This window comes from Nesterenkonia ebinurensis, from assembly GCF_008711175.1.
GTDB lineage: Bacteria > Actinomycetota > Actinomycetes > Actinomycetales > Micrococcaceae > Nesterenkonia > Nesterenkonia ebinurensis.
In genome coordinates, this window is sequence record NZ_VWNF01000032.1 from 1 (window position 1) to 22993 (window position 22993).

Here is a 22993-nt window from a genome sequence, read left to right on the forward strand (position 1 = left end):
GAGCGAGCAGCACATGGAAGAGGTCTTCACAGCTTCCGAATCTCCCCATCGCATGGCAGTCCTCGCACATTGACATGAGTTCAGTCTACGAACCTCAGCCTCGCCGCCACACTGATCTGGACCAGATCAGACTTGATCAACACGGCCTAGTACACCAACGGCGCCGATCCTGCCGAGGTCCACTACCGGGAGAAGCAGCGCCGCGAAGCTCTTGAGGCAGAAGGGTGGCGCCTGGGGCGCTGGGGCAAGGCCGAACTGAGGAACCCCCGGAAACTGATCAAACGGCTCAGCAGAGCCGGCCTCCGGCCCGTCGAGACGACGCCTGGTGCATAGTGAATCTGCCCGCAGCAACGTCGACCTCGTACACAGCATCGTTCGGGTGGGTCAGCTCTCGGGCCGCTTGGTCGTCAAGGCCGAGCAAGACCTTCAACACCATTCTGTTGATCATCTCGTGGGCAACATCACAGGTCGCTCGAAGTCGCTAGCCTTGGCCGCATGAAGAGCCGACGCGGCGCGCTCTGCCGCCCCTGCATAGCTTTCTCCTCCGGGAAACTGCCAGTGATACCAATTCTGCGACCGCTTGTGGAGCGCCCCGGGGTATAACACCTCAAGCTCCCCACGGGTCAGACCGCTCATCTCCCCCGAGATATAGTTCTGCGAGATCCTCACAGACCGCGACCGGCACACCCAGGGCTTCAGAGATTATTGCTGCGGTTGCTCTGGCCCGTCCCATGGGGCTGACGAGGATCCCATCGACTGAGAAGTCTCGGAGCAGCTCTGCCACAGCTCGAGCCTGGCTTCTGCCCAGTTCTGTGAGCGGCGAATCTAAGCGGCCTTGCTGGCGACCTTCGCGATTCCACTCCGTCTGCCCATCCCGAGCGAGGAGGATGCGCTTGTTCACCATGGGATCAGGGTATCTGCTCAGAGCCGGCCTAAGACCGGCGCTCAGACTACTCTGCCCACGATTTCATGGGGTTATCGGGAAATCATGCCCTTATAGGTCCGTGAAAATCCAATACCCTCATGAAAAATGAGGAGAGTCAGGACATGGCGATGCCGATGAGCTTGGTCTCCAGGAACTCATCAATGCCGGTATCCCCTCCTTCACGGCCCAACCCGGACTCTTTGATCCCGCCAAAGGGGGCGGCCGGGTTGGAGACCGCACCCTGGTTCAGCCCAACCATGCCGGACTCCACGGACTCAGCCACTCGCAGAGCGCGCGTGAGGTCATGGGTGAACACGTAGTTGACCAGCCCGTACTCGGTGTCATTGACCCAGTCGATGACCTCATCCTCGGTGTCGAAAGGAGTCAGCGGTGCGACCGGTCCAAAGATCTCCTCACGCCACATCCGGGCACTGGGCGGCACCTCCTTGAGCACTGTGGGCTGGTAGAAGAACCCACTGCCAGTACCGGTGTTGCCACCGATCACCACCTGGGCGCCTGCGCCTACGGCGTCGTCGACCAGCTCTTTGACCTTAGCCTGCTGTTTGGCATCAACCATGGGTCCCACCTGGACCCCGTCCTCTACGCCGCGGCCGAGCTTCAGCTCACCCATGCGGGCGGCCAGCTTCTCAGCGAAGGAGTCGATGACGCTGCGGTGCACGAAGATCCGGTTGGCGGCCGTGCAGGCTTCACCAGAGTTGCGCATTTTGGCCAGCATGGCACCCTCGACCGCCTGGTCCAGGTCGGCGTCGTCGAAAACCACGAATCCGGCGTTGCCGCCGAGTTCCATGGAGGTGCGCAGCACCTTCTCGGCGCACTGCTCCAGCAGCTTCTTGCCCACCGCGGTGGACCCGGTGAAGGAGAGCTTGCGGGCGATCCCGGAGCGGATCAGTGGCTCCATCACCGTCCCCGCAGTGGAGGTCACCACAATGTTGACCACCCCGGCCGGCACGCCGGCGTCCTCCATGAGCTGGGCCAAGGCCAGCATGGACAGTGGGGTCAGCTCGGCTGGCTTGAGCACGCTGGTGCAGCCGGCAGCGATCGCCGGGCCCAGCTTGCGGGTGCCCATGGCCAGCGGGAAGTTCCACGGAGTGATCAGAAGTGAGGGCCCCACCGGTTCCTTGCGCACAATGAACCGCGCATTGCCCGCAGGGGCGGTCTGGTAGTTGCCGTTGATCCGGGTGGTCTCCTCGGCAAAGTGCCGGAAGAACTCTGCGGCGTAGTTGACCTCCCCGTAGGCATCCGCCAGGGGTTTGCCCATCTCCAAAGTCATCAGCAGGGCCAGGTCATCCTTGCGCTGGTGCATCAGCTCGAAGGCCCGCATAAGCATATCGGCTCGTTGACGCGGGGGGACTGCGGCAAACTCCTTCTGCGCCGCCTCAGCGGCCCGCAGCGCATCCCAGCCGTCTTCCTCCGAGGCATCAGCCACCCGGCAGAGCAGCTGGCCGGTGGAGGGGTCAAGCACCTCAAGGGTCTCTCCGCTGCGAGCATCGCGCCACTGCCCGTTGATGTAGAGCCGCTTCGGTGCGGCCTCGACAACGGCGGTCTCTCGGTCTTGGGTAACTGAAGTCATATGTGTAGCCTAGATCAGGATGCAGATTGTCAACAATCCGAACAGGAGTTTCTCGTGGCCCAGCTCTCCCCCCAGCTGAAGCAGGCGACCCCAGTGGTCGCCACCCATGGTGAAGGCGTGTACCTCTACGACGACGCCGGCACCCAGTACCTGGACTTCACCGCTGGAATCGGGGTGACCAGCACCGGGCACTGCCACCCCAAGGTGGTCGCAGCCGCCCAGGAGCAGGTCGGCAGCCTCATCCACGGCCAATACACCACCATCATGCATAAGCCGCTGCAGCAGCTCACCGCCAAGCTGGGCCAGGTATTGCCAACCGAGCTGGACTCGGTGTTCTTCGCCAACTCCGGCTCCGAGGCTGCTGAGGCCACGCTGCGCCTGGTCAGGCAGGCCACCGGCCGGCCGAATATCGTGGTCTTCCAGGGCGGCTTCCACGGCCGGACCGTGGCGGCGGCCTCGCTGACCACCTCCGGTACCAAGTTCCGTGCCGGATTCTCCCCGCTGATGGGCGGCGTCGTCGTCTCCCCCTTCCCCAACCCCTCGCATTACCGGGCTTACGGCTGGGATGTTGACCAGGCCACTGACTTCGCTCTGCGCGAGCTGGACCTGGTCTTGCAGACCCAGTCCAACCCCGCTGACACTGCCGCGTTCCTGGTGGAGCCGGTGCTGGGCGAAGGGGGCTATATCCCCGGCAATGAGCGGTTCTTCGCCGGACTGCGGGAGCGAGCCGAGCAGCACGGCATCCTGCTGGTGGTGGACGAAGTGCAGACCGGGTTCGGGCGCACCGGAAAGTTCTGGGGCCAGGAGCACTTCGGGCTGAAACCGGATGTGCAGATGTTCGCCAAAGGGATTGCCTCCGGCTTCCCGATCTCCGGGATCGCGGCCTCCCAAGAGGTCATGGCCAAGGCCTGGCCGGGCTCCCAGGGTGGCACCTACGGGGCCAATGCAGTAGCCTGCGCAGCCGCGTTGGCCACTATTGATGTCATCGAGGATGAGGGGCTGGTGGCCAACTCCGCCGCCCGCGGTGAGCAGCTGAAGACCGGGCTGCAGAAGATCGGCCAGAAGCATAACCAGGTGGTTGACGTCCACGGCCTGGGTTTGATGGTCAGTGTGGAGTTCGCCGATTCCGCGGGGAATCCGGACGGCGCTGCTGCCGCCGCGGCGCACAAGAAGGCTGCTGAGAATGGCCTGCTGCTGCTGACCAACGGCATGTACGGGCAGAATGTGCGCTTCATCCCCGCCCTTGTGGTCACCGAGGCCCAGGTCGACGATGCCCTGGCTCTCTGGGAGAAAACCCTGGACGACATGCTGGGCTAGACTTCGCCCTCCGAAACCTCAGGGGGTTGGATCCAGCGGCGATAGATGCGCTCGGCAGCCCAGAGGAACAGCGGGGCGGACCAGATCACGGTGAACAGCCGCACCATATGGGCACCGATGACCACCGCGCCGTCGTACCCCAGGGCCACTGCGGCAGCCACCATCTCTGCCACGCCGCCGGGCATCAGCGAGAAAGCAGACTCGGCCGGCTCCAGCAGTCCTAGCAGCGCAAAGATCCAGGCGAAGGCCAGCCCGGCGCCGAGCACCACCACTACGGCCAGCGTGCCCGGTGCCACAATGCGGATGAAGTGCCGGAAGATATCAGGCCCGATCGTCGCTCCGATCGCTGTGCCGATCATCAGCTGGGCGAGCAGGGCGACGACGCCGGGGACCTCCACTGCCAGCCCGAAGCTCAGGTTCACCACCGCAGCGCCCACCAGCCCGCCGGTCAGTGGCCAGAGCGGCAGCCTGGCCCAGCGGAAGAGCAGGGCTGCTGCGGCTGAACCTGCCATCACCGCAGCAATCATCGGGATCTCTGTCATGTGAGCACCGCCAGCAGGATCGGCAGCACAATGAGCACCAGAGTGAACAGACGCACCGCGTGCACGGTGAGCACTATGGTGACCTCGGCACCGCGGTCCATGGCCATGGACATCACCTCGCCCAGCCCACCGGGGATCACCGCGAAGGCTGCGGTGACCGGATCCACCCCGTAGCGGGACATCAGCAGAGCCACCAGGCCCAGGTTGAGCACTCCGATCAGCAGATAGACGCCGACTACCGGCAGCGCAATCGCTGCGGTGGAGATCAGCGAGTCCACCGTCAGCAGCACCCCGGTGACGAATCCCATGGTGACCAAGCCGGCCTGGCGCAGCTGAAGCGGCACTTCGGCCGGTCTGATTCGTGAGGTCCACCGTTGATTGACCAGCGCTGAGCCGATCACCGCACCCAGGAGCATCCCGGCAGGAATCCCGAGGACCTCAAAGAGTGCGCCGAATGCCGCTGCCCCGGTGAAGAGTCGGAGTAGCCCTAACAGATTGCGTGGCCGGCGGCGGGGCGAGCTCTCTGAGTCCACATCCCACCCTTCGACGGTTGCCTAATGCAACTAGTCTAACCCTCGGCTTAAGCCGATCGAGCCGAGAGAAGCCTAGAGCTTGCTCTTTGCCTTCCGAAACCCGACCGAGTCGAGTCGGATGCGGCGTTTGCGGTGTAATTGCCGAGGCGACTGAGAGTTGCCCGCCCTAGTGGGCAGGCGATTGAAGACGCAGCAAATCTCACAAAGTGAGAACTACCAGATCCGCTGGGTCAGCTTGGGGTACTTGGGAGAGAGATCGTCGCCGGAGGATTTGCGGGTCACTCGGCGTTTGACCCAGGGATAGAGGTAGTCCTTGGTCCAGGTGACCTCGCTGATCACCTTCTCAGGCAGTGAGGTCACCGGCGGCTCTTCCAGCTCAGGCTCCTCGATGTCGTCCTTTTCGCCCAGGACCTTCAGGACTTCTTTGGCCATCAGGATGTGGCCTTCGATGCTCAGGTGCATCCGGTCCGGATCCCAGAGTCGCCAGTCCTGGAACTGCTTCATATGCCAGAAGTCCACCAGGTCCAGCTGAAGATCATCGACCATCTTGCGCACATGTTCGTTGTAGATCGCAGTCCGGCCGCGAGTGACCCGGAACATCGGTGCTTTGCCGGAGTCGAATCCGGTGAAGACCACTACCCGTGCACCAGTGTCCACCAGTTTCTCCAGGGTCCATCGGTAGCGCTCCATGATCCCGTCGAGGTTGACCACTGGGCGCAGGATGTCATTGCCTCCGGCGTAGATGGTGACCAGGGTGGGGTTCAGGGCCAGGGCGGCGTCGAGCTGCTCGTCGAGCACCTGCTGGAGCTTCTTGCCTCGGATGGCCAGGTTGGCATACCCCCAGGAGCCTTCGTTCTCGATCAGCTGGGCGGCCACCCGGTCTGCCCAGCCGCGCACCCCGTTGGGGCTGGAGGGGTCGATGTCCCCCACTCCCTCGGTGAAGGAGTCCCCCAGGGCGACGAATCGCTTCTCGAAGGGACCGTCCAGCTCGTCATGTGCTGCCATATTTCCAGCCTACATGTCATCCCCCTGGGCGAGCCGTGAGCACTCCACTAGCGCTGTAGCGGATTGGTGCCGGGCGGCTGCTCCTCGGGGGCGATGGGGCCGGGGGCGGTGCCTTCGCCGAAGGGCGATCCGCCCAGGGAGTCGCGGCCGTGCTCAGAGAGCCAGGACTCCAGCTCCGGGCCCTGCGGCACAATCTGGGTCGGATTGATGTCCTCGTGCACCACGTAGTAGTGGGCTTTGATCTGGTCGAAGTCCACGGTGTCGCCGAAGCCCGGGGTCTGGAACAGGTCCCGGGCGTAGCCCCACAGGTTGGGGAACTCGGCGAGCTTCTGCCGATTGCACTTGAAATGCCCGTGGTAGACCGGGTCAAACCGCACCAAGGTGGTGAACAGCCGCACATCAGCCTCGGTGATGTGATCGCCCATCATGTACCGCTGTCCGGCCAGGCGTTCCTCCACCCAGTCGAGTGCGGCGAACAGGCGCGAGTACGCCTCGTCGTAGGCCCGCTGTGATCCGGCGAACCCGGCCCGGTAGACCCCGTTGTTGATCTCGGTGAAGATCCGCTTGATCACCGGCAGCATGTCATCAATGAGGTCGGCCGGAATCAGGTCGGGAGCACCCTGCCGGTGGTGGGCCTTCCACTGGGTGGAGAAGTCGAAGGTCAGCTGCGGGTAGTTGTTCGTCACCACACCGCCCGAGGGGACATCCACCAGCGCGGGCACGGTGATCCCGCGCGGGTAGTCGGGGAACCGGGCGAAGTAGTTCTCCTGCAGCCGCTGGGTGCCCAGCACCGGGTCACGCCCGTGCTCGGTGAGGTCGAAGGTCCAGGAGCGCGCATCGTGCACTGGTCCTGGGGTGGCCAGTGAAATCACCTCCTCCAGCCCCAGCAGCCGCCGGATGATGATGGACCGGTGCGCCCAGGGGCAGGCCCGGGCCGCCACCAGCCGGTATCGTCCCGGCTCCACCGGCCAGGCTTCCGCACCCTCAGTCAGGCCCATGATGCGCGGATCCCCGATGTTGGAGGACTCCTCCACCGGGGCAGCTTTCACCGCTGCCATATCGACCACCACACGGTCTTCGATGTAGTTAGTGTCCCGGGTGAAGTCCTCCCCAGTGACATAGGCACCTTTGGTGGAGTGCTCAGTGTCTGCGGCCTGCTTCAACTCGCTCATGATCAGCTCTTTCCGGGGATCGGGACCGTCTCACCACCACCCTACGCGGACCCGCCCGGCGTAAGCTAGACGTCATGCAGACGAGGACCCCGCTGCCCGCCGCCGTGCAGCAGATCACCTGTGACAATCCCTCCCCGATGACGCTGGAGGGCACCAACACCTACCTGATCGGTGACTCCGGTGCCGCAGGCGTCGTGGTCATTGATCCTGGGCCTGATGGGCATCCCAAGCACGTGCGGGCCATCCTGGAGGCAGCCGGGAGCCGCAGAATCACCGAAATCCTGGTGACCCACCGGCACAGTGACCACCTGGGAGCGGCCACACAGCTCGCAGCCCAGACCGGCGCCCCGGTACGCGGCTTCGACCCTGAAGTCTGCCTGCCCGGGGACAGAGGTGCGACCATTCCGCTGGCTGAAGGCGAGGAGATCACCGCAGGTGGAACCAGCATCACCGTGCTGCACACCCCAGGTCACACCTCAGATTCAGTGTGTTTCTGGATGTCGGAGGCCGGGGCGGTGCTCACCGGGGACACGATGCTGGGCCGGGGAACCACAATGCTGGACTACCCCGACGGCACGCTCACCGACTATCTGGCCACCCTGGAGAGATTGGCAGAGTACGACGCCGCGGTGCTGCTGCCTGCCCATGGCCCGCTTCATCCGCAGCTGGGCCCGGTGGCGGAGCACTACATCCGGCACCGACTCCAACGGCTGGAGCAGGTGCGGGACCTGCTGGCTGAGCACGGCCCGATGGGTGCCGAGCAGTTGGGACGGCATCTCTACGGTGAGCACAGCGAGCTGGACCCCCGGGTCATCAGCAAGATCGCCGGCGCGCAGCTGGACTACCTTCGAGAACTTTAGATGCGAAGGCCGGCGCGCTCAGAACGGGCGCTGAACGTAGGGCTGTTCTGTCCAGCGGATCTCCTGGACCTGGATTCCCTGAGCATTCAGCTCGTCCACCAGTGCTGAGGCGGCTTTGCCCAGCCGTTCGAAGGCATCGGGGCTGGTCTGCCCCACCGGTCCCCCGGCGTAGAAGGTCACCTGCAGCAGGGCACGACCGAAACTGTCGGTGACACTGCTGTGCACCACCGCCAGCTGCCCATCGGTGACCCCGGTCATGGGCGTGCCGTCCATGTCCTGGCGGAAATAGTCCATAAATCCGGTGAGCTCCTCCAGCGCCTGCTCCACCGCTTCAGTGTCCGAGGTGTAGATCCGGGCCTCCAGGGGCGCCCACTGCTCAGGGCGCAACCGGGGCCCGCCGAAGAGCTCAGGGCCCCATTCCCCGCGTCTGCTCCAACGCATCCGCACACCTCCTGTCTGCTGGCACACCAGGCTGAACCTGGGCTGGACATTTTCCTCTGATCTGTGGGTGATCGGGTTCTACGATATCTGTCATGGGAACTCATACTGCAGTCATCACCGGTTCTACCGCAGGCATCGGTGCCGCGTTCGCCCGGCAACTGGCCTCCCAGGGCTATGACCTGGTGCTGGCCGCCCGCACCCAGGAGCGCCTGGAGGCACAGTCGGAGGCCCTTGAGGCCCAGTACGGGATCCGCGCAGAGACCATTGTGGCGGATCTGGCCACTGATGACGGGGTGGGTGCGGTCCAGGAGCGGCTGACCGATCCGGTTCATCCGATGCATCTGCTGGTGAACAACGCCGGACACGGGCTGGCCGGCAGCTTCCTGGACAATGACCTGGACGATGAGCGGGATCTGCTGCGCCTGCACGTGCAGACTCCTATGGAGCTGACCCATACTGCGGCCCGGGGGATGGCTGCCCAACGGGCCGGACGGATCATCAATGTGGCCTCAGTTGCTGGATTCACCCCCACCGGCACCTATTCGGCCGCCAAGGCCTGGGTGGTGAACTTCTCCAAGGCCATGCACGCCCAGCTGAAGCCTGAAGGGATTACGGTCACCGCACTGTGCCCGGGCCTGGTGCGCACGGAGTTTCATGAGCGCTCCGGGATCAGGATCACCGGGGCTAAGAAGTGGATGTGGCTGGACCCGGAGGATGTGGTGCGTCAGGGGTTGACTGCCAATGCGCAGGGTTCGGCGGTCTGCGTACCCAGCGCCCAGTACCGTGCACTGACTGCCTCGCTGCGGTTCATCCCGGACCCGGTGGTGCAGTGGGCGGCCGATAAGCGGATGGGCATCCCCGGCACCGGCGAGGAAGAGAATGACGACAGCGCGTCCAGCTCACACTAGGACATCAATGATGAGGCGGGGGCCGTTAGGGTGTTCCCAGACCGAGACCCGGTACTCGCGTTCGGCATCCAGGCCGATGTAGTAGTTGGCTGAGCCGTGATGGGCCAGGGTGGTGGCCACATCGGTGAATACCGTACCCTGCGGATCGCTCCATTCCCGGAGCTCGAGCTGGCCCTCTTCCTCACCGGCGTTGCCGGGGACCAGTCCTTCCACGCCCACGTAGAGGATCACCTCGGCGTCCATCTCCACGGGGAATCCTGAACCAGGCTCCACGGCCTCGGCCACATACTCGGCGGTCCAGCCCGGAGCGCCCTCACCCACATGGTCGAACACAATGCGGTGGTAGCCCTCATGGATGCCTACCCGCACCTCACCCAGCAGTAGGTTGGAGTCTTCCGGTACTGAGGTGAGCAGTTCGGGGAAGCCTCGGGAGCGCTGGGGCTCAGCAGAGAACTCGGTGACATCCAGAACATCGTTGCTGCTCTGCGAAGCCGCGGCTTCATCCTCCGCTGACTGCTCGTCGGGAGCCGCATCGCCGGCCTCAGCTTCAGAGCCGGGATCGCCGCTCTCCCCCTGCTGTTCACCGTCAAAGGTCTCAGGCTGGTCAGCCTCAGCGTCCTCAGCCCCGGGCTGTTGGGGCACAGGCTCATCAGTGGGTTCGTCCAGCGGTGGCCGCTCGACGGTGGCTGCATCCTCATGGTCACCACTGGGCTCCTCGGGCAGGTCGTCGCAGCCGGCCAGCAGCAGAGCGGCCACACCCAGGGCAGCAGGCAGCCCAATGGCTCTTCGTCGGCTGCTGAAGGCACGACTCACCGGCGCTCACCTCACTGATTACACTGATTACTGGGGTTCCTGGCACTCCGCCTACCTACGGTAATAGGTTATTCGACGCTTTGACAGCTGAGTTGAGGGTTATGCTCACTTCGCAACCCAAGCGTTGCCCAGTTGTTATCAGCTTTCACCCTCTTGGCGGTGCTTGCGCTCCCGATATGCCTCCTCACCAGGACCGGAGAACTCCCGGTTACGCTGCACTGCAGTGATTGAACCGGTGAACAATCCCTCATCCACTGGGATCTCCGTCTTCGGACTATCACCCTCACCCTCCTCAATCGCCTCCGCGGGGGTAGCGGCACTGGGTGAGGGGGCGGCGTCTGAGCTCCCGATGTTCGGGTCCCGCGCAGGTTCGTCAGAATCTGTGTGGGCCAGGTCGGGGACGTTCTCTGTCACCTCCCCAATCTGACCGGTAGCCACTGACTCGGGCTTGCCGCCCAAGGCCTCCTCATTGGTGATGAGCATGCGCTGGGTCATCACCGCATAGGGGTGCTCGGTACGCAGGAAGTTCACCAGGTCCTCGCGGATCAGGCAGCGCAAGTCCCACAGCTCCCCTGAGTTGCGCGCTGAGACCACCACCCGGGCTTTGACGTGCCCATCCACCGCATCGGTGACCTGCAGGTTTGAGGTGGCTCCGTCCCAGAGGTCAGTGCCGGCCAGCAGCCGCTTGAGCCGGCCGCGCAGGGCATCCATCGGCACCCGCCAGTCCACGTCCAGCTCCACTGCGCCCAGCAGTTCGGTGCCCACTCGGGTCCAGTTCTCAAAAGGCGTGGAGACAAAGTACGCACTGGGGTAGATGAAGCGACGGCCGTCCCAGGACTTCAGTACCACAGTGGAGAGGGTGATTTCCTCCACGGTGCCGAAGTTCTCCTCGATGACCACCACATCGCCCACCCGGATCGAATCGGTGAAGGCCAGCTGGATACCGGCGAAGAGATTAGCCAGGGTGCTCTGCATCGCCAGGCCGGCCACCACCGAGACCACACCAGCTGAAGCCAGCAGTCCGGCGCCCAGTCCACGCACGTTCTCGTTGAGCAGCAGCACCGCAGCCACTGCCAGGGTGATGATGATCTCTGCCAGGATCCGGCCGATCAGGTCCACCTGGGTCTGCACCCGGCGGCCGCGCCGGTCCTCCACGCTGGGCTGGTCATCACCGATGTACTTGGCCAGGATCACCGCTTCAACAATCTTGACTGCGCGCAGCGCCCACCAGGCCACCGAGACGATCACCGCGATCATCAGCGCCACATACACCGGCCCATCCCACCACTGCTCTGCCACCGCATAGCGGACGCTCAGCGCCGAGCCGGCGAACAGCAGGATGCAGAAGAACTGGGTGCGAGTACGGTTGATGGCGCGCTTGACCGTGGGCGCCCGCCGGAAGAACTGCTTGAGCACTGCGGAGATCACCAGGGTGGCCGCCAAAGCCACCAGCGCGGAGATGCCCACACCCACCAGGATGCCCATCAGCGGCCCGGCCTGGGAGACCAGCTCCTCGAACTCATCGGGCACATGCTCTTCCATACCGGTGGTGAGGTCTTCTGCAGGATTGTCGGTGGCGTTGCCAGCGAGCTTTCTCAGGACTTGTGCGGGGAAGGTGATCATGGCCGAAATTGTGGCATGCCCAGCTGAGGGGGAACAATGGGTCCATGCTCACTCTCACCGATCTGCGCGGCCGCGATATTGACATCGCAGCCTTCCTACCCCGGGCTGACCAGGACATTTCCGCCACCCTGGAGACTGTGGCTCCTATTCTGGAGCAGGTGCGCACCGGTGGTAAATCCGCCCTGCTGGAACTCTGTGAGAAGTACGACGCCGTCCGACCGGACTCTCTGCGGGTACCTTCCCGGGTACTGGAACAGGCTCTGCAGCAGCTGGACCCACAGGTCAGGGAGGCCCTGGACACTCTGATTCTGCGTGCCCGTGAGGTGCACACTGCCCAGCTTCCGGCTGCCTCGGTGGTCTCCCCGGGCCCGGATGCAAAAATCACCAACCGGTGGGTGCCAGTGCAGCGGGTGGGTCTCTACGTCCCCGGCGGCCAGGCGGTCTACCCCTCTTCAGTGGTGATGAACGTGATCCCTGCCCAGGTAGCTGGTGTGATGCAGCTGGCCATCGCCTCACCCCCTCAGAAGGAGCACGGAGGGTGGCCCCACCCCACCATTCTGGCGGCCGCCCAGCTGCTGGGGGTCGAAGAGGTCTACGCCGTGGGCGGGGCTCAGGCGGTGGGTATGTTCGCCTATGGTGTCCGGGACGAGACGGGCGTCGTCGTACCTCCGGTCTCCCTGATCACCGGGCCAGGCAATATCTATGTGGCCACCGCAAAACGCGCGGTGCAAGGGGTGGTGGGCATTGATGCTGAGGCCGGGCCCACTGAGATCATGGTGCTGGCCGATGCCACCGCTCCGGCGAATCTCATCGCCGCAGATCTGGTCAGCCAGGCTGAGCATGATGAACTGGCCGCTGCCGTGCTGGTGACCGACTCTGCCGAGCTGGCCGAACGGGTCATCTCCCAGGTGGAGGAGCAGGCCGCGGCCACCAGGCACCTGGACCGGGTCAAGCAGTCTCTGGCCGGCCGACAGTCAGCCGCCCTGGTGGTGGACTCCATGGAGGCAGCTGTGAATGTGGCCAACGAATACGGCGCTGAGCACCTGGAGATCATGACCGCTGACGATGCTGCCTACGCTGAGCGGATCCACAACGCCGGGGCCGTGTTCCTAGGGCACTACACCCCGGTCTCGCTGGGCGACTACTGTGCCGGTTCCAACCATGTGCTGCCCACAGGGGGCGCCTCCCGATACTCTTCTGGGCTGAATGTGACCAGCTTCCTGCGCTCCCAACAGGTCATCCGCTATGGCCGGGACGGGCTTTCCCAGGTGGCCGGACATGTGCAGGCCCTGGCCCTGGCCGAGGACCTGCCCGCCCACGGTGAGGCCGTCACCGCCCGGTTCAGCTGATCGTTTGCCTCAGGTGGGGACGCCAAAGCTGGTGTTGACCCAGCCGGTGAGGCCGTCGTACTCCGTCTGGGCCCAGCTGCCACGGCGCTCGCCAGTCTCCAGGACCGTGCCGCGCGGAATCTGAGCCAGCCGGTCGGCGCTGGAGCTGGGCTCTTCGCGCAACGGCACCGAGTAGCTGGTCTGCCACTGGTCGGCAGCGGCCGTGCCGGGACCTGCAGGACCGGAGCCGGACCGGCTGCTGCCATGCACCTCGTAATAGCTGTCACCCCAGCCGCCGGGGTTTCCGGAAAGTCCCAGCCGCTGGGAGCAAGCCGGCCAAGCACCCCAGCCCTGGCGCTGCCAGAGCTGGTAGGCACGCTCAATCTGCTCCTGCTTGGACGCCTGGTGGGGCAGCCCGGAACCACCCACCCAGCGCCACGAGGACTCGGAGAACTGCAGGCCGCCGTAGTAGCCGTTGCCGGTGTTGATCGACCAGTTTCCAGAGGATTCGCACTGTGCCAGCCGGTCCCAGACCTGGCTGTAGGGACCCTGAGCGCTCTGCCGGTGCTGACCGCTGGTGGGACCGGTGCTTCCGTTGCTGCTACCGGAGGAGCCCGAAGAGGAGGAACCGGAGCTTGCCGAACCTGAGGAGGACGAACCAGAAGACGATGAGCCCGAAGAAGATGAGCCCGGTGCGCTGGTATCTCCGCTGAGGAAGCTGGAGTCCACCCAAAGGGTGCGTCCGCTGCGTTCGAAGCTCACCCAGGGGCCGCTGCGGCCGGTGATTTCCACCCGGGTTCCGGGCGCCAGTACCGCCACCACACCGTGGCTGGTGCCAGGGCCGCTGCGGGCGTTGAGATGCACACCGTTGACCCGCGGGGCGCTGCTGGAGGAGCTCGAGTTGCTGGAGGAAGACCCACCGGAGCTTGACGAACCACCCGAACTGGATGAACCAGATGAGCTAGACCCAGAAGAAGAACCGGAGCCGGAGGACCCCGAAGAACTAGACCCGGACGAGGAACCACCAGAAGAGGAACCCGAGGATGAGCCCCCGGAACTGGATGAGCCAGATGAACTGGAACCCGAGGAAGAGCTCGAGCCCGAAGAGCTCGATCCGGACGAGGAGGAACCACCAGCCAGAATCCGGTTCACCTCAGCCTGCACCGCAGCCGGATCATGACCAGCAGCACGCAGCCGCTGCACACGATCAGCACCATTGCCGAACCGACCATCAATCACCTGACGCGCCACCGCAGACACCGAAGAACTCGACGACGAACCAGACGAGGACCCACCTGAAGAGGACCCACCGGAGCTTGACGAACCACCCGAACTGGATGAACCAGATGAGCTAGACCCAGAAGAAGAACCGGAGCCGGAGGACCCCGAAGAACTAGACCCGGACGAGGAACCACCAGAAGAGGAACCCGAGGATGAGCCAGATGAACTGGAACCCGAGGAAGAGCTCGATCCGGACGAGGAGGAACCACCAGCCAGAATCCGGTTCACCTCAGCCTGCACCGCAGCCGGATCATGACCAGCAGCACGCAGCCGCTGCACACGATCAGCACCATTGCCGAACCGACCATCAATCACCTGACGCGCCACCGCAGACACCGAAGAACTCGACGACGAACCAGACGAGGACCCACCTGAAGAGGACCCACCGGAGCTTGACGAACCAGACGAGCTGGATGAACCGCCCGAGGACGAACCAGATGAGCTAGACCCAGAAGAAGATCCGGAGGACCCCGAGGAAGAGCCCCCGGACGAGGAACCACCAGAAGAGGAACCCGAGGATGAGCTCAGGTATCCGCCGTGGGCCCAGCCGCGCTGGCCGTTGGGACGCTCCACCTGGACCCAGGAGCCGCTGGTGGAGATCACCGTGACCTGCTCCCCTGTGGGCATCCAGCTGACCACACTGTGGTTGGTACCGGCACCCGAGCGCAGGTTCAGCGGCTCAGTGACCCGGCGAGTCTCCCCGGAGGACGAAGAGCTTCCCGAACCGGAGGAGCCTGAGTTGGACGAGCCCGACCCCGAAGAGCCAGAATCTGATGAGCCGGACCCGGAAGAGCCGGAGTCCGAAGGAGCGCCTCCGCTGCCGTCCGGGCACTCGCTGGGGAAGTGCTCCCGGGCCGCGGCCGCCCGCATATCTACGCCACGCTCGGTGAGGAAGGTGTGCGGATCCAGGGCGGTGCCGGTGTGCCAGGCACCCTGCCAGATCTCCAGGTGCAGGTGCGGAGTGGTGCTCGCCCCGGAGTTGCCCACCAGTCCGATGGTCTGTCCGGCAGAGACCGTATCGCCCACCTGCACATGGGAGGTGCCGTCCCACACATGCAGATACCGGGAATGGTAGGTCTGCCCGCCGATGTTGTGCCGGACCATCACATGTCCGGCACGGGAGGATGTGCCGTCCTGGGTGCTGACCACCGTCCCAGCCGCGATTGAGCGGAACGGAGTGCCCTCCGGTGCCACCAGGTCCTGCCCCAGATGGTGGGAGGAGGCTCCCGGGTTGGGGCTGCAGCGCGGGCCGTAGCCGGTGCTGAAGGTATAGCTGGAGGTCAACGGCTGAACAAACTGCCCGGAGCTGTTGGAGGTCACCAAAGTGGTGGAGTTGGACAACGACGCCGCCAGCCCGGCAGCACTGCCCTGAAGCGGTTCAGGAGCCGGCAGAATAGGCGCGGCATCCGCAGTGGCGGCAGTGGTGAACGGCAGGGTCAGGCCAGCAGCAAAGGCGCCGACGGCAGCCGCAGGGAGTTTCTTCGGCACAGGTCAATCCTCACTAGTCGAACGGTACGACTCCTTGGCACACCGCCGGTGCGTGGCGATGCGTGTTAGGACTGTCCGGGGCCGCCCCTTAAGTGGGGAAGCAAGCGATGGGAATCAGAGCGAATTCCCCGGTCAGCTCACATTCAGGGTAACGAGCTGGTCACGATGAAGGGCAGATCAATGTTCAACCACACCTTGAACCTGTGACCAAACTGTGAAGTTTGGGCCCCTGGTAAAAACTCATAGGAAACTTCCAGGGTCTATAGGGTGTTCCGTTCAGAAAGGTGCGTACCTTAGATAGTGCCTCTTCAAGGTGCGAGTGATTCATAGGCCCCGGGCCCGACATATTTAGCGTCCCCCCTCACGCAGTCGGACCCGGGGTCTTCTCGTTGCTTATACCAGAGGCCTTCGGGGAACTCCACACTTAGAGTCGCTGCATCGCTCGCTGTGCTTGCAGCTCGAGGACCGTGCTTGCGGCGCGAGTGGGGATTCACTCTCAGGCCGGTGTTGCTTTGCGGATCATCAAGTAGTTGATGACGCCTTGGGCCAGTACCACGAGCACCAGACAGGCCGAGAGACTCAGCGCGGACTGCTCCACCAACCACTGCCACACCTGCGGCCAGGCGTTCTGCTGGGTGATCAGCATGACAGTTGCCAGAATCACCACTGCTGCTGCGATGATCACCAGCCACAGCCGCAGCAGACCTACCCGCTTGTACAGAATCACCGCGCCGAAGCCCAGCTGCATCACGGTGAGGCAGGCTAGGGTCGTGAACACTCCGGCCATCGCTATTCCGCCTGGACCTTCTGTCAGGTAGGGCAGATAGAAGGTGTAGCCCTCGATGCCGAAGCCATTGGTCGCCCGCTCCAGGACGGCACCCAGGAGAAAGGCCAAGCCGAAGGCCACCGAGACTGCCCCGAAGGCCAGCACCGCACCAATGGTGAAGACCCGGCGGCTGTAGCTCAGCGCCATCGAGAACGGGAAGGTGTGCGAACCGGCATAGGCCGCCATAAAGGCCAGGCCCCACAGGGATGCCTGTGAAGCTCCTGTGTAGAAGGGCTCCTCGGTGGGCACTCGGTCCTCAGCCAGGTAGTCGATCCAGAATCCGATACCCACCGCGATTGCCCAGGCCAGGAGGAAGATCATCAGCGGCACCCATACCAGGGCGCTGCCGTTGATGAACTGCAGCCGGAAGGCTGCCGGCACCCGGGCGAAGCTCGACTGCTGCTGAACTGTGTGTGGCTTCTCTGCTGTTGCGGCACTCATGACTGCACCTCCATGTCTGTGGCGTAGACGGCGTCGTTGTGATTTCTTTTGGTGGTCAGCCGAACGATCAGCTGCTGCAGGGAGACCGGCTGCAGCTCCAGGTCAAGCTCGCGAACCAGCTGTTGCTCGGCCTCGGTGAGCGCACCCAGCACCGTGGTCCGGGCGATCCGGCCCATAGTCTCGTGATGCAGCACCTCGCGGCCTGTGATCAGCTCGGCCATCGCGTCTGCTCGGCCTACCAGGGTCACGGCACGGTCGCGCAGCTGCTCCACCGGCTCATCCAGCAGAATGCGTCCGCCGTCGATGACCACTACGTTCTCGATCAGATGGGCTATCTCATCGATCAGGTGGCTGGAGAGCACAAAGGTCCGCGGATGCTCTGAATAGTCCTCCAGCAGCCGGTCGTAGAACAGCTGTCGGGCCACCGCGTCCAGCCCCATGTAGGGTTCATCAAAGAATGTCACCTCGGCCCGGGAAGCCAGGCCGATGATCACCGCCACCGCGGATTTCTGGCCGCGGGACATCTTCTTGATCTTGGTCTTCTCCGGAACGCGGAAATCGGCGATCAGCCGGTTCGCGAAATCCCAGTTCCAGTTGGCGAAGGCATCTGCGGCAGCCTTGAAGGCGTGCTTGGCCAGGGCGTCGTCGGGATACTTCTGGTCCTCGCGGACAAAGCAGATCTTGGGCAGCACCTGTTCGTTCTCATGCGGCGTCTGGCCGAAGACCTTCACCTCGCCCTCTGATGGCCAGGCCTGAGCGGTCATGATCGACATCAGGGTGGTCTTCCCTGCGCCGTTGCGGCCCAGCAGGCCGTGGATGACATCCTTCTCGAAGGCAACGGTGACATCATCCAGCGCTGTGGTGGACCCATAGCGCCGGGTCAGTCCCCGTACCTGTATCGCTGTGCCGGCGGTGTTCCCACTCATCGGCAGACTCCTCTCACTCGTGGTCGGTTGACTGCTGCGCCCGTTCGCGCAGCAGCTCTATGACGGTCTCCACCTGCAGCCCAATATGACGGGCCTCGGCAAGCATCGGTGTGAGGTAGTGGTCGGCGAAGCGCTGGCGGCGCTCTGCGCGCAGCCGTTCGGCAGCCCTCTCGGCGACGAACATGCCCAGTCCGCGCCGTTTGATGAGGATGCCGCGGTCCACCAGAAGGTTGATTCCCTTGGCTGCGGTGGCCGGGTTGATCCGGTGGAAGGCTGCGAGCTCATTGGTGGAAGGTGCGCGTTCGCCCTCCTGGAGCGAACCGTCCAGCACAGATGACTCGATCTCCTCGGCAATCTGCACGAACAGCGGGCGGCCCTCGTCCACAAGCTCACCTCCTTCTGCGGTTTCAGCGACCATCTCAGCTTACCAACTCCACTACCTCAGTGGTTCATTACTCTACTAATGAACCATATAACAGCGACGCCGTCAACTCCTGCTCTCTGCCGCACTCCGCTACCCCGTCGCCCGCCACCTCTCCGCACACCCACAGCTACCTCAACCGCGCACCGCGCCCCCAAGCCGAGTACCGCCGCCCCCAGCAGCCTCAACCGCGCGCCGCCACCACCAGCCGCGCTTCCCTCTCAACCGGCCCGAGTGCATGATTTGTGCAGCAGTTTGGGCTCAGAAAGACCAGAAGTACTGCACAAATCATGCACTCGAAGAGTGGGTGGGGAATAGAGCGTGGGTAAAGAGTGAGCAGGGAATCGCGGGGCCATAGGATAGAGCTATGAGCGGCGAGACGAACATTGAGTGCTGGCTGACAGATATGGACGGGGTGCTGGTGCGTGAGCACGAGGCACTGCCCGGCGCGGCGGAGCTGCTGGAGCAGTGGCGGCGCAAGGACCTGCCCTATCTGGTACTGACCAATAACTCGATCTTCACTGCGCGCGATCTCTCTGCCCGACTGCGCAATTCAGGACTGGTGGTCCCAGAGGACCGGATCTGGACCTCCGCGCTGGCCACCGCCACCTTCCTGGCCCAGCAGGTGGACACCGAACACAGCGGCGGCAGCGCCTACGTAGTCGGCGAGGCAGGGCTGACCACCGCACTGCACGAGGCCGGGTTCATCATGACCGAGACTGGCCCCGACTACGTGGTAGTGGGCGAGACCCGCAACTACAGCTTCGAAGCGATCACCAAGGCTGTGCGGCTGATCAACAACGGCGCACGGTTCATCGTCACCAACCCGGATGCCACCGGCCCCAGCCCTGAGGGCGTGCTGCCGGCCACCGGGGCGATCGCCGCACTGATCTCCAAGGCCACCGGCTCCGACCCCTATGTGGTGGGCAAGCCGAACCCCATGATGTTCCGCTCAGCCCTGAACCATCTGGGTGCCCACTCGATGCAGACCGCAATGATCGGTGACCGGATGGACACCGACATCGTGGCCGGCATGGAGGCCGGAATGCACACCATCCTGGTGATGTCCGGGGTCTCCAGCCAGACAAGCATCTCCCAGTACCCGTTCAGGCCCAACCGGATCATCGACGGCGTCTATGAGTTAGTCGACGACTTCGTCGCCGATTAGGAGGTTCCGCCGGTAGGTGCTGCCATTGTGAGCATGTGCGAGGGTACGTACTGGGCAAATCCGGCGGAGTGGAGCACATGCCGGAGGCATATGTGACCGAGCCAGGCGCAGAACCAGGGCGTATCAGCGTGCAGCGCACGAGAGCGAGCCGGGATCTGCGACCTCAGGGGACGTGGGAAGCAAGCGAACCAGACCTAGCCTAGTAGCGAATCTCTAAGGCCTGTCTGATCAACCGGCACCGTAGCGAGTGGGAGCCATGGCATCAGGAACCCATGCCAACACGCCAGCATTTGTGCGGGCCACTTCAGCATGCTGCACGGTGTGGCTGGCAAGCTGAGCGAAGAAGGAAATGCTACCGCAAGCGCCGCATTCCGCTCAGCTCAATCGAGCGCATGAGCCCTTTCGGCAAGCAGTTCGGCGAGGTGGATGGCGGGGATCTCGGCGAGGTCGTCCAGCTGGACCCGGCAGCTCATGCCGTCGGCCAGCACCACTTTCCTGGCGCCGTCATACTCTGCTGAGTCCATCCGCTCTTTTTGGGCGCGTACCGCGGGCAGCAGATAGGTCTCAGCCACGGCGACCGAAACCTCGTAGTGGCCTTTCTCCACACCGAAGTTCCCGGCCAGGCCGCAGCAGCCTGCCACCTTGGTGACGGTGGCCCCAGCCATCTGAAGCAGCGCCTGGTCCACATCCCAGCCGATCACCGAGGACTGGTGACAGTGCGGTTGGGCCACCACATCGACTCCGGTGAGATCAGGCAGCTGGATCCGGCCCTCATCCACCAGCCGGTTGACCAGCTCCGCGAAGCTCAGCACCCCATCGGCCACTGTCTTGGCCTCTTCCCTGGCGGAGAGCTCCACTGCATCAGAGCGCAGGGTGGCCAGACAGCTGGGCTCCAGGCCGATCACCGGTACTCCGGAAGCCACCACCGGCTCCAGTGCGGTGATGGCTTGGTCAATCCGTGCCTTAGCAGCGTCCAGCTGACCGGTGGTGATCCAGGGCAGTCCGCAGCAGCCCTGTTTGCCGATGATCTGCACCTCCAGCCCCTGGCTACGCAGGAACTCAATGGCAGCCAGTCCCGACTGGGGGAAGAAGTGGTTGGTGAAGGAGTCCGCCCATACCCACACATCAGGATCAGATGACTGCCCAGCATGCTCGCCCTTGCTGCCTGGTGACATCCTGGCGGCCCGGCGCAGAGTTTTCGCGGCGAACTTCGGCACACTGCGGCGCTGGTCGATACCAGCTGCCCATTTGGCCAGCGCAGCCACCGGGGGCAGCTTCATAGTGAGGTTGGCCAGCGGTGCCACGGGGGCAGCGAGTCTTGCCCACAAGGGCAGTCGGCCCAGAATGTAGTGACTGCGGGGGCGGAGCTTCCTCTTCGGCTGGCCCTGCTCGTTACGATCATAGGTCTGGTGCAGAGCCTCTGCCTTATAGGTGGCCATATCCACCCCGGCCGGGCAGTCGGAGGCGCAGCCTTTACAGGCCAGACAGAAGTCCAGGGCCTCATGGACTGCGGGGTCGGTCAGCCCCTTGACCAGGGTGCCGTCCATGGCCTCCTGCAGGATCCGGCCGCGCCCGCGGGTGGAGTCCTTCTCATCCTTGGTGGCCAAATAACTGGGGCACATCACGCCGTTGGTGGCCGGCGCTACGCAGCGACCCACCCCGGAGCAGCGGTGCACCGCGGCCCCGAAGTCACCCTTGTCATGGGGCAGCAGCATCCCAGGCCAGGGCAGCTCCTGCTTGGGCTGGGTGGGTTTGATGTTCTCAGTGTGGGGCACCGGGCCGGAGTCGTCGGGTGCGGTGATGATGCCGGGATTGAGCAGGTTCTGCGGGTCGCAGACAGCCTTCGCCTGGGCAAATAAGGCGATTGAGGCCTCGTCGTACATAGTGGGCAGAAGCTGCGAACGCACCCTGCCGTCGCCGTGCTCTCCTGAGAGCGAACCCCCGTAGTGGGCCAGGCGTTCGGCGCAGGCTGCCATGAACTCGGCGAATACTCCGGTGCTGGAGGCATCACCGTGCCGGAAAGGGAAATCGATGCGGCAGTGGATGCAGCCATCGCCGAAGTGCCCGTAGGGGTAGCCCTGCAGGCCGTAGTCTTTCATGAGGGACTCGAACTCGCGCATCCAGGCACCCAGATGCTCCGGGGGCACTGCGGCATCCTCCCAACCGGAATGGGCGGGAGTGGGCAGACTGATCCCGGCCAGGCCGGCGCCGTCCTCGCGGATCTTCCACAGCGCGGCGGCCTCGCCCGCATCCTCGATCATCCGGTCTCCCACTGCCGAAGCTGCGGCCTTAACCGCTGCCAGGGTGTCCAGGGCGGCCTCGCCGGCGGTCTCCACGAACAGCCAGGATTCTCCCTTGGGCAGGGTGGGCACGCGTTTACCGGCACCGCGGACCAGGGCTGCCAGGCGGGAGTCCATGCCCTCGCAGGCGATCAACCGGCCGGCACCGGCGGTGAGGATGTCCGGCACAGCGTCGGCGGCCTCTGCCACGGTAGGGAAGCCCAGCACCATCAGGCGGCGGCCGGGCTCATCCTGAACCAGGTTGACGGTGGCCTGAAGCACCGTGCCAAGAGTGCCCTCGGTACCGGCGATGAACTTCTCGATCTGCCCACGGTTCTCCGGGAGCAGATGTTCCAGGCTGTAGCCGGAGATCTGGCGCCCGAACTGTCCGAAGTTGGTGCGGATATGAGCCAGATTCTGGTTGGCCAGCTCCAGCAGCTTAGTCGCGGTGGGGCCGGTGGCTTTTCCGGAGCGGGCGTCAAAGTGCCCGACTTCCCCATTGCCGAAGAGAATGCTGGCAGCCTCAATGTTGTCTGAGGTGCGCCCGTAGCCCAGCGCCCGGGAGCCGCAGGCGTTGTTGCCGATCATTCCGCCGATGGTGCACCGGGAGTGAGTGGAGGGATCGGGGCCGAAGCGCAGTCCGTGCGGGGCAGCAGCCCGCTGCAGATCGGCGTGAATGACTCCGGGATCCACCGTGGCAGTGCGGGTCTCGGGGTTGATTTCAATGATCCGTTTGAGGTCCCGGGTATCGAGCACGATTCCCTCGCCCACCGCGTTTCCGGCGATCGAGGTGCCGGCCCCACGCATGGTCAGCGGTACACCAAGCTCCCGGGAGACCTGATGAGCAGCATGGACCTCGTCAATGTGCTGCGGCCGGGTCACCACCTGGGGCACCACCCGGTAGAGGCTGGCATCAGCAGAGTACATGCCGCGGGCCAGTGCCGAGTCATCCACTCGAGAGACCCCGGCGGCGCGCAGCGCGACAGCAATATCTCCGGCCTCACCTGCGGCAGTGGTGCGCTCATCAGCGGTGATGGTCACGCTCAGCAGCCTCCCATATTGTCAACAATCTGCCTGTTCACCACTCCTGCACTTTACCGGTCCG

The 22993-nt window shown here is 64.2% G+C and carries 21 protein-coding genes; 5 read left to right on the plus strand and 16 right to left on the minus strand.

Going from position 1 to position 22993, the window contains the following annotated elements; genetic code table 11:
- Positions 1 to 286 precede the first annotated feature (286 nt).
- From F0311_RS18040 to F0311_RS09390, 4 genes are all read right to left on the minus strand, one after another.
- Complete coding sequence (locus F0311_RS18040; protein WP_191089852.1) at positions 287 to 436, minus strand: hypothetical protein; 150 nt, start codon at positions 434 to 436, stop codon at positions 287 to 289.
- A gap of 8 nt (positions 437 to 444) precedes the next feature.
- Positions 445 to 636 (minus strand): histidine phosphatase family protein, encoded by a 192-nt coding sequence (locus F0311_RS19050; protein WP_150461690.1) that lies wholly within the window; start codon positions 634 to 636, stop codon positions 445 to 447.
- Positions 608 to 904 carry a histidine phosphatase family protein gene (locus tag F0311_RS19055; RefSeq protein WP_150461691.1) on the minus strand — a complete coding sequence of 99 codons (297 nt, stop codon included), beginning with the start codon at positions 902 to 904 and terminating at the stop codon, positions 608 to 610. Before F0311_RS19055 ends, F0311_RS19050 begins: the two co-directional genes overlap by 29 nt.
- Positions 905 to 1040: 136 nt before the next feature.
- The gene (locus F0311_RS09390; protein ID WP_150461692.1) at positions 1041 to 2516 is read right to left on the minus strand and encodes an NAD-dependent succinate-semialdehyde dehydrogenase; all 1476 of its coding nucleotides are present in this window, start codon (positions 2514 to 2516) and stop codon (positions 1041 to 1043) included.
- Between the two features lie 54 nt (positions 2517 to 2570).
- Here F0311_RS09390 and F0311_RS09395 point away from each other — a divergent pair, with 54 nt between their 5' ends.
- The gene (locus tag F0311_RS09395; protein ID WP_150461693.1) at positions 2571 to 3833 is read left to right on the plus strand and encodes an aspartate aminotransferase family protein; all 1263 of its coding nucleotides are present in this window, start codon (positions 2571 to 2573) and stop codon (positions 3831 to 3833) included.
- On the opposite strand, the gene F0311_RS09400 is transcribed toward F0311_RS09395, so the two are convergent.
- The 4 genes from F0311_RS09400 to F0311_RS09415 all read right to left on the minus strand — a co-directional run bounded on the left by F0311_RS09400 (position 3830) and on the right by F0311_RS09415 (position 7085).
- Positions 3830 to 4375, minus strand: coding sequence for an AbrB family transcriptional regulator (locus tag F0311_RS09400; RefSeq protein WP_150461694.1), 546 nt, complete (start codon positions 4373 to 4375; stop codon positions 3830 to 3832). The two genes, F0311_RS09395 and F0311_RS09400, sit on opposite strands and share 4 nt — an antisense overlap.
- Positions 4372 to 4908 carry an AbrB family transcriptional regulator gene (locus F0311_RS09405; RefSeq protein ID WP_223881243.1) on the minus strand — a complete coding sequence of 179 codons (537 nt, stop codon included), beginning with the start codon at positions 4906 to 4908 and terminating at the stop codon, positions 4372 to 4374. Before F0311_RS09405 ends, F0311_RS09400 begins: the two co-directional genes overlap by 4 nt.
- A gap of 213 nt (positions 4909 to 5121) precedes the next feature.
- A complete protein-coding gene (locus tag F0311_RS09410) occupies positions 5122 to 5913 on the minus strand; it encodes an SGNH/GDSL hydrolase family protein (RefSeq protein ID WP_150461695.1) in 792 nt (263 codons plus the stop codon).
- Between the two features lie 47 nt (positions 5914 to 5960).
- Entirely contained in the window at positions 5961 to 7085 is a 1125-nt protein-coding gene (locus tag F0311_RS09415; RefSeq protein ID WP_150461696.1) for a glutathione S-transferase family protein, read from the minus strand.
- Between the two features lie 74 nt (positions 7086 to 7159).
- On the opposite strand from F0311_RS09415, the gene F0311_RS09420 reads away from it, so the two are divergent.
- Positions 7160 to 7945, plus strand: coding sequence for an MBL fold metallo-hydrolase (locus tag F0311_RS09420; protein WP_150461697.1), 786 nt, complete (start codon positions 7160 to 7162; stop codon positions 7943 to 7945).
- Positions 7946 to 7963: 18 nt separating this feature from the next.
- Here F0311_RS09420 and F0311_RS09425 read toward each other — a convergent pair whose 3' ends face one another.
- Positions 7964 to 8386, minus strand: a complete 423-nt coding sequence (locus F0311_RS09425) for a hypothetical protein (protein ID WP_150461698.1) — start codon at positions 8384 to 8386, stop codon at positions 7964 to 7966.
- 92 nt (positions 8387 to 8478) lie between these two features.
- Here F0311_RS09425 and F0311_RS09430 point away from each other — a divergent pair, with 92 nt between their 5' ends.
- Complete coding sequence (locus F0311_RS09430) at positions 8479 to 9294, plus strand: SDR family NAD(P)-dependent oxidoreductase (RefSeq protein WP_150461699.1); 816 nt, start codon at positions 8479 to 8481, stop codon at positions 9292 to 9294.
- Here the strand turns inward: F0311_RS09430 and F0311_RS09435 are convergent.
- Positions 9286 to 10107 (minus strand): AMIN-like domain-containing (lipo)protein, encoded by an 822-nt coding sequence (locus tag F0311_RS09435; RefSeq protein WP_150461700.1) that lies wholly within the window; start codon positions 10105 to 10107, stop codon positions 9286 to 9288. The two genes, F0311_RS09430 and F0311_RS09435, sit on opposite strands and share 9 nt — an antisense overlap.
- Positions 10108 to 10245: 138 nt before the next feature.
- Positions 10246 to 11730, minus strand: a complete 1485-nt coding sequence (locus F0311_RS09440) for a mechanosensitive ion channel family protein (protein ID WP_150461701.1) — start codon at positions 11728 to 11730, stop codon at positions 10246 to 10248.
- Between the two features lie 44 nt (positions 11731 to 11774).
- On the opposite strand from F0311_RS09440, the gene hisD reads away from it, so the two are divergent.
- On the plus strand, positions 11775 to 13079 hold the full coding sequence (hisD, locus tag F0311_RS09445) for a histidinol dehydrogenase (RefSeq protein WP_150461702.1): 1305 nt from the start codon (positions 11775 to 11777) through the stop codon (positions 13077 to 13079).
- Positions 13080 to 13088: 9 nt separating this feature from the next.
- Here hisD and F0311_RS09450 read toward each other — a convergent pair whose 3' ends face one another.
- The 4 genes from F0311_RS09450 to F0311_RS09465 form a co-directional block, all read right to left on the minus strand.
- On the minus strand, positions 13089 to 15827 hold the full coding sequence (locus F0311_RS09450) for an SH3 domain-containing protein (protein ID WP_150461703.1): 2739 nt from the start codon (positions 15825 to 15827) through the stop codon (positions 13089 to 13091).
- 496 nt (positions 15828 to 16323) lie between these two features.
- On the minus strand, positions 16324 to 17094 hold the full coding sequence (locus tag F0311_RS09455) for an MFS transporter (RefSeq protein WP_150461704.1): 771 nt from the start codon (positions 17092 to 17094) through the stop codon (positions 16324 to 16326).
- The gene (locus F0311_RS09460; RefSeq protein WP_150461705.1) at positions 17091 to 18020 is read right to left on the minus strand and encodes an ATP-binding cassette domain-containing protein; all 930 of its coding nucleotides are present in this window, start codon (positions 18018 to 18020) and stop codon (positions 17091 to 17093) included. Before F0311_RS09460 ends, F0311_RS09455 begins: the two co-directional genes overlap by 4 nt.
- 13 nt (positions 18021 to 18033) lie before the next feature.
- Positions 18034 to 18438, minus strand: coding sequence for a GntR family transcriptional regulator (locus tag F0311_RS09465; RefSeq protein ID WP_150461706.1), 405 nt, complete (start codon positions 18436 to 18438; stop codon positions 18034 to 18036).
- A gap of 370 nt (positions 18439 to 18808) precedes the next feature.
- Between F0311_RS09465 and F0311_RS09470 the strand changes: the two genes are divergently transcribed.
- Positions 18809 to 19609 (plus strand): HAD-IIA family hydrolase, encoded by an 801-nt coding sequence (locus tag F0311_RS09470; RefSeq protein WP_150461707.1) that lies wholly within the window; start codon positions 18809 to 18811, stop codon positions 19607 to 19609.
- A 380-nt stretch (positions 19610 to 19989) separates the two neighbouring features.
- Here the strand turns inward: F0311_RS09470 and F0311_RS09475 are convergent, their stop codons facing one another.
- Positions 19990 to 22929, minus strand: coding sequence for an FAD-binding and (Fe-S)-binding domain-containing protein (locus F0311_RS09475; RefSeq protein ID WP_223881244.1), 2940 nt, complete (start codon positions 22927 to 22929; stop codon positions 19990 to 19992).
- Between the last annotated feature and the right edge of the window lie 64 nt (positions 22930 to 22993).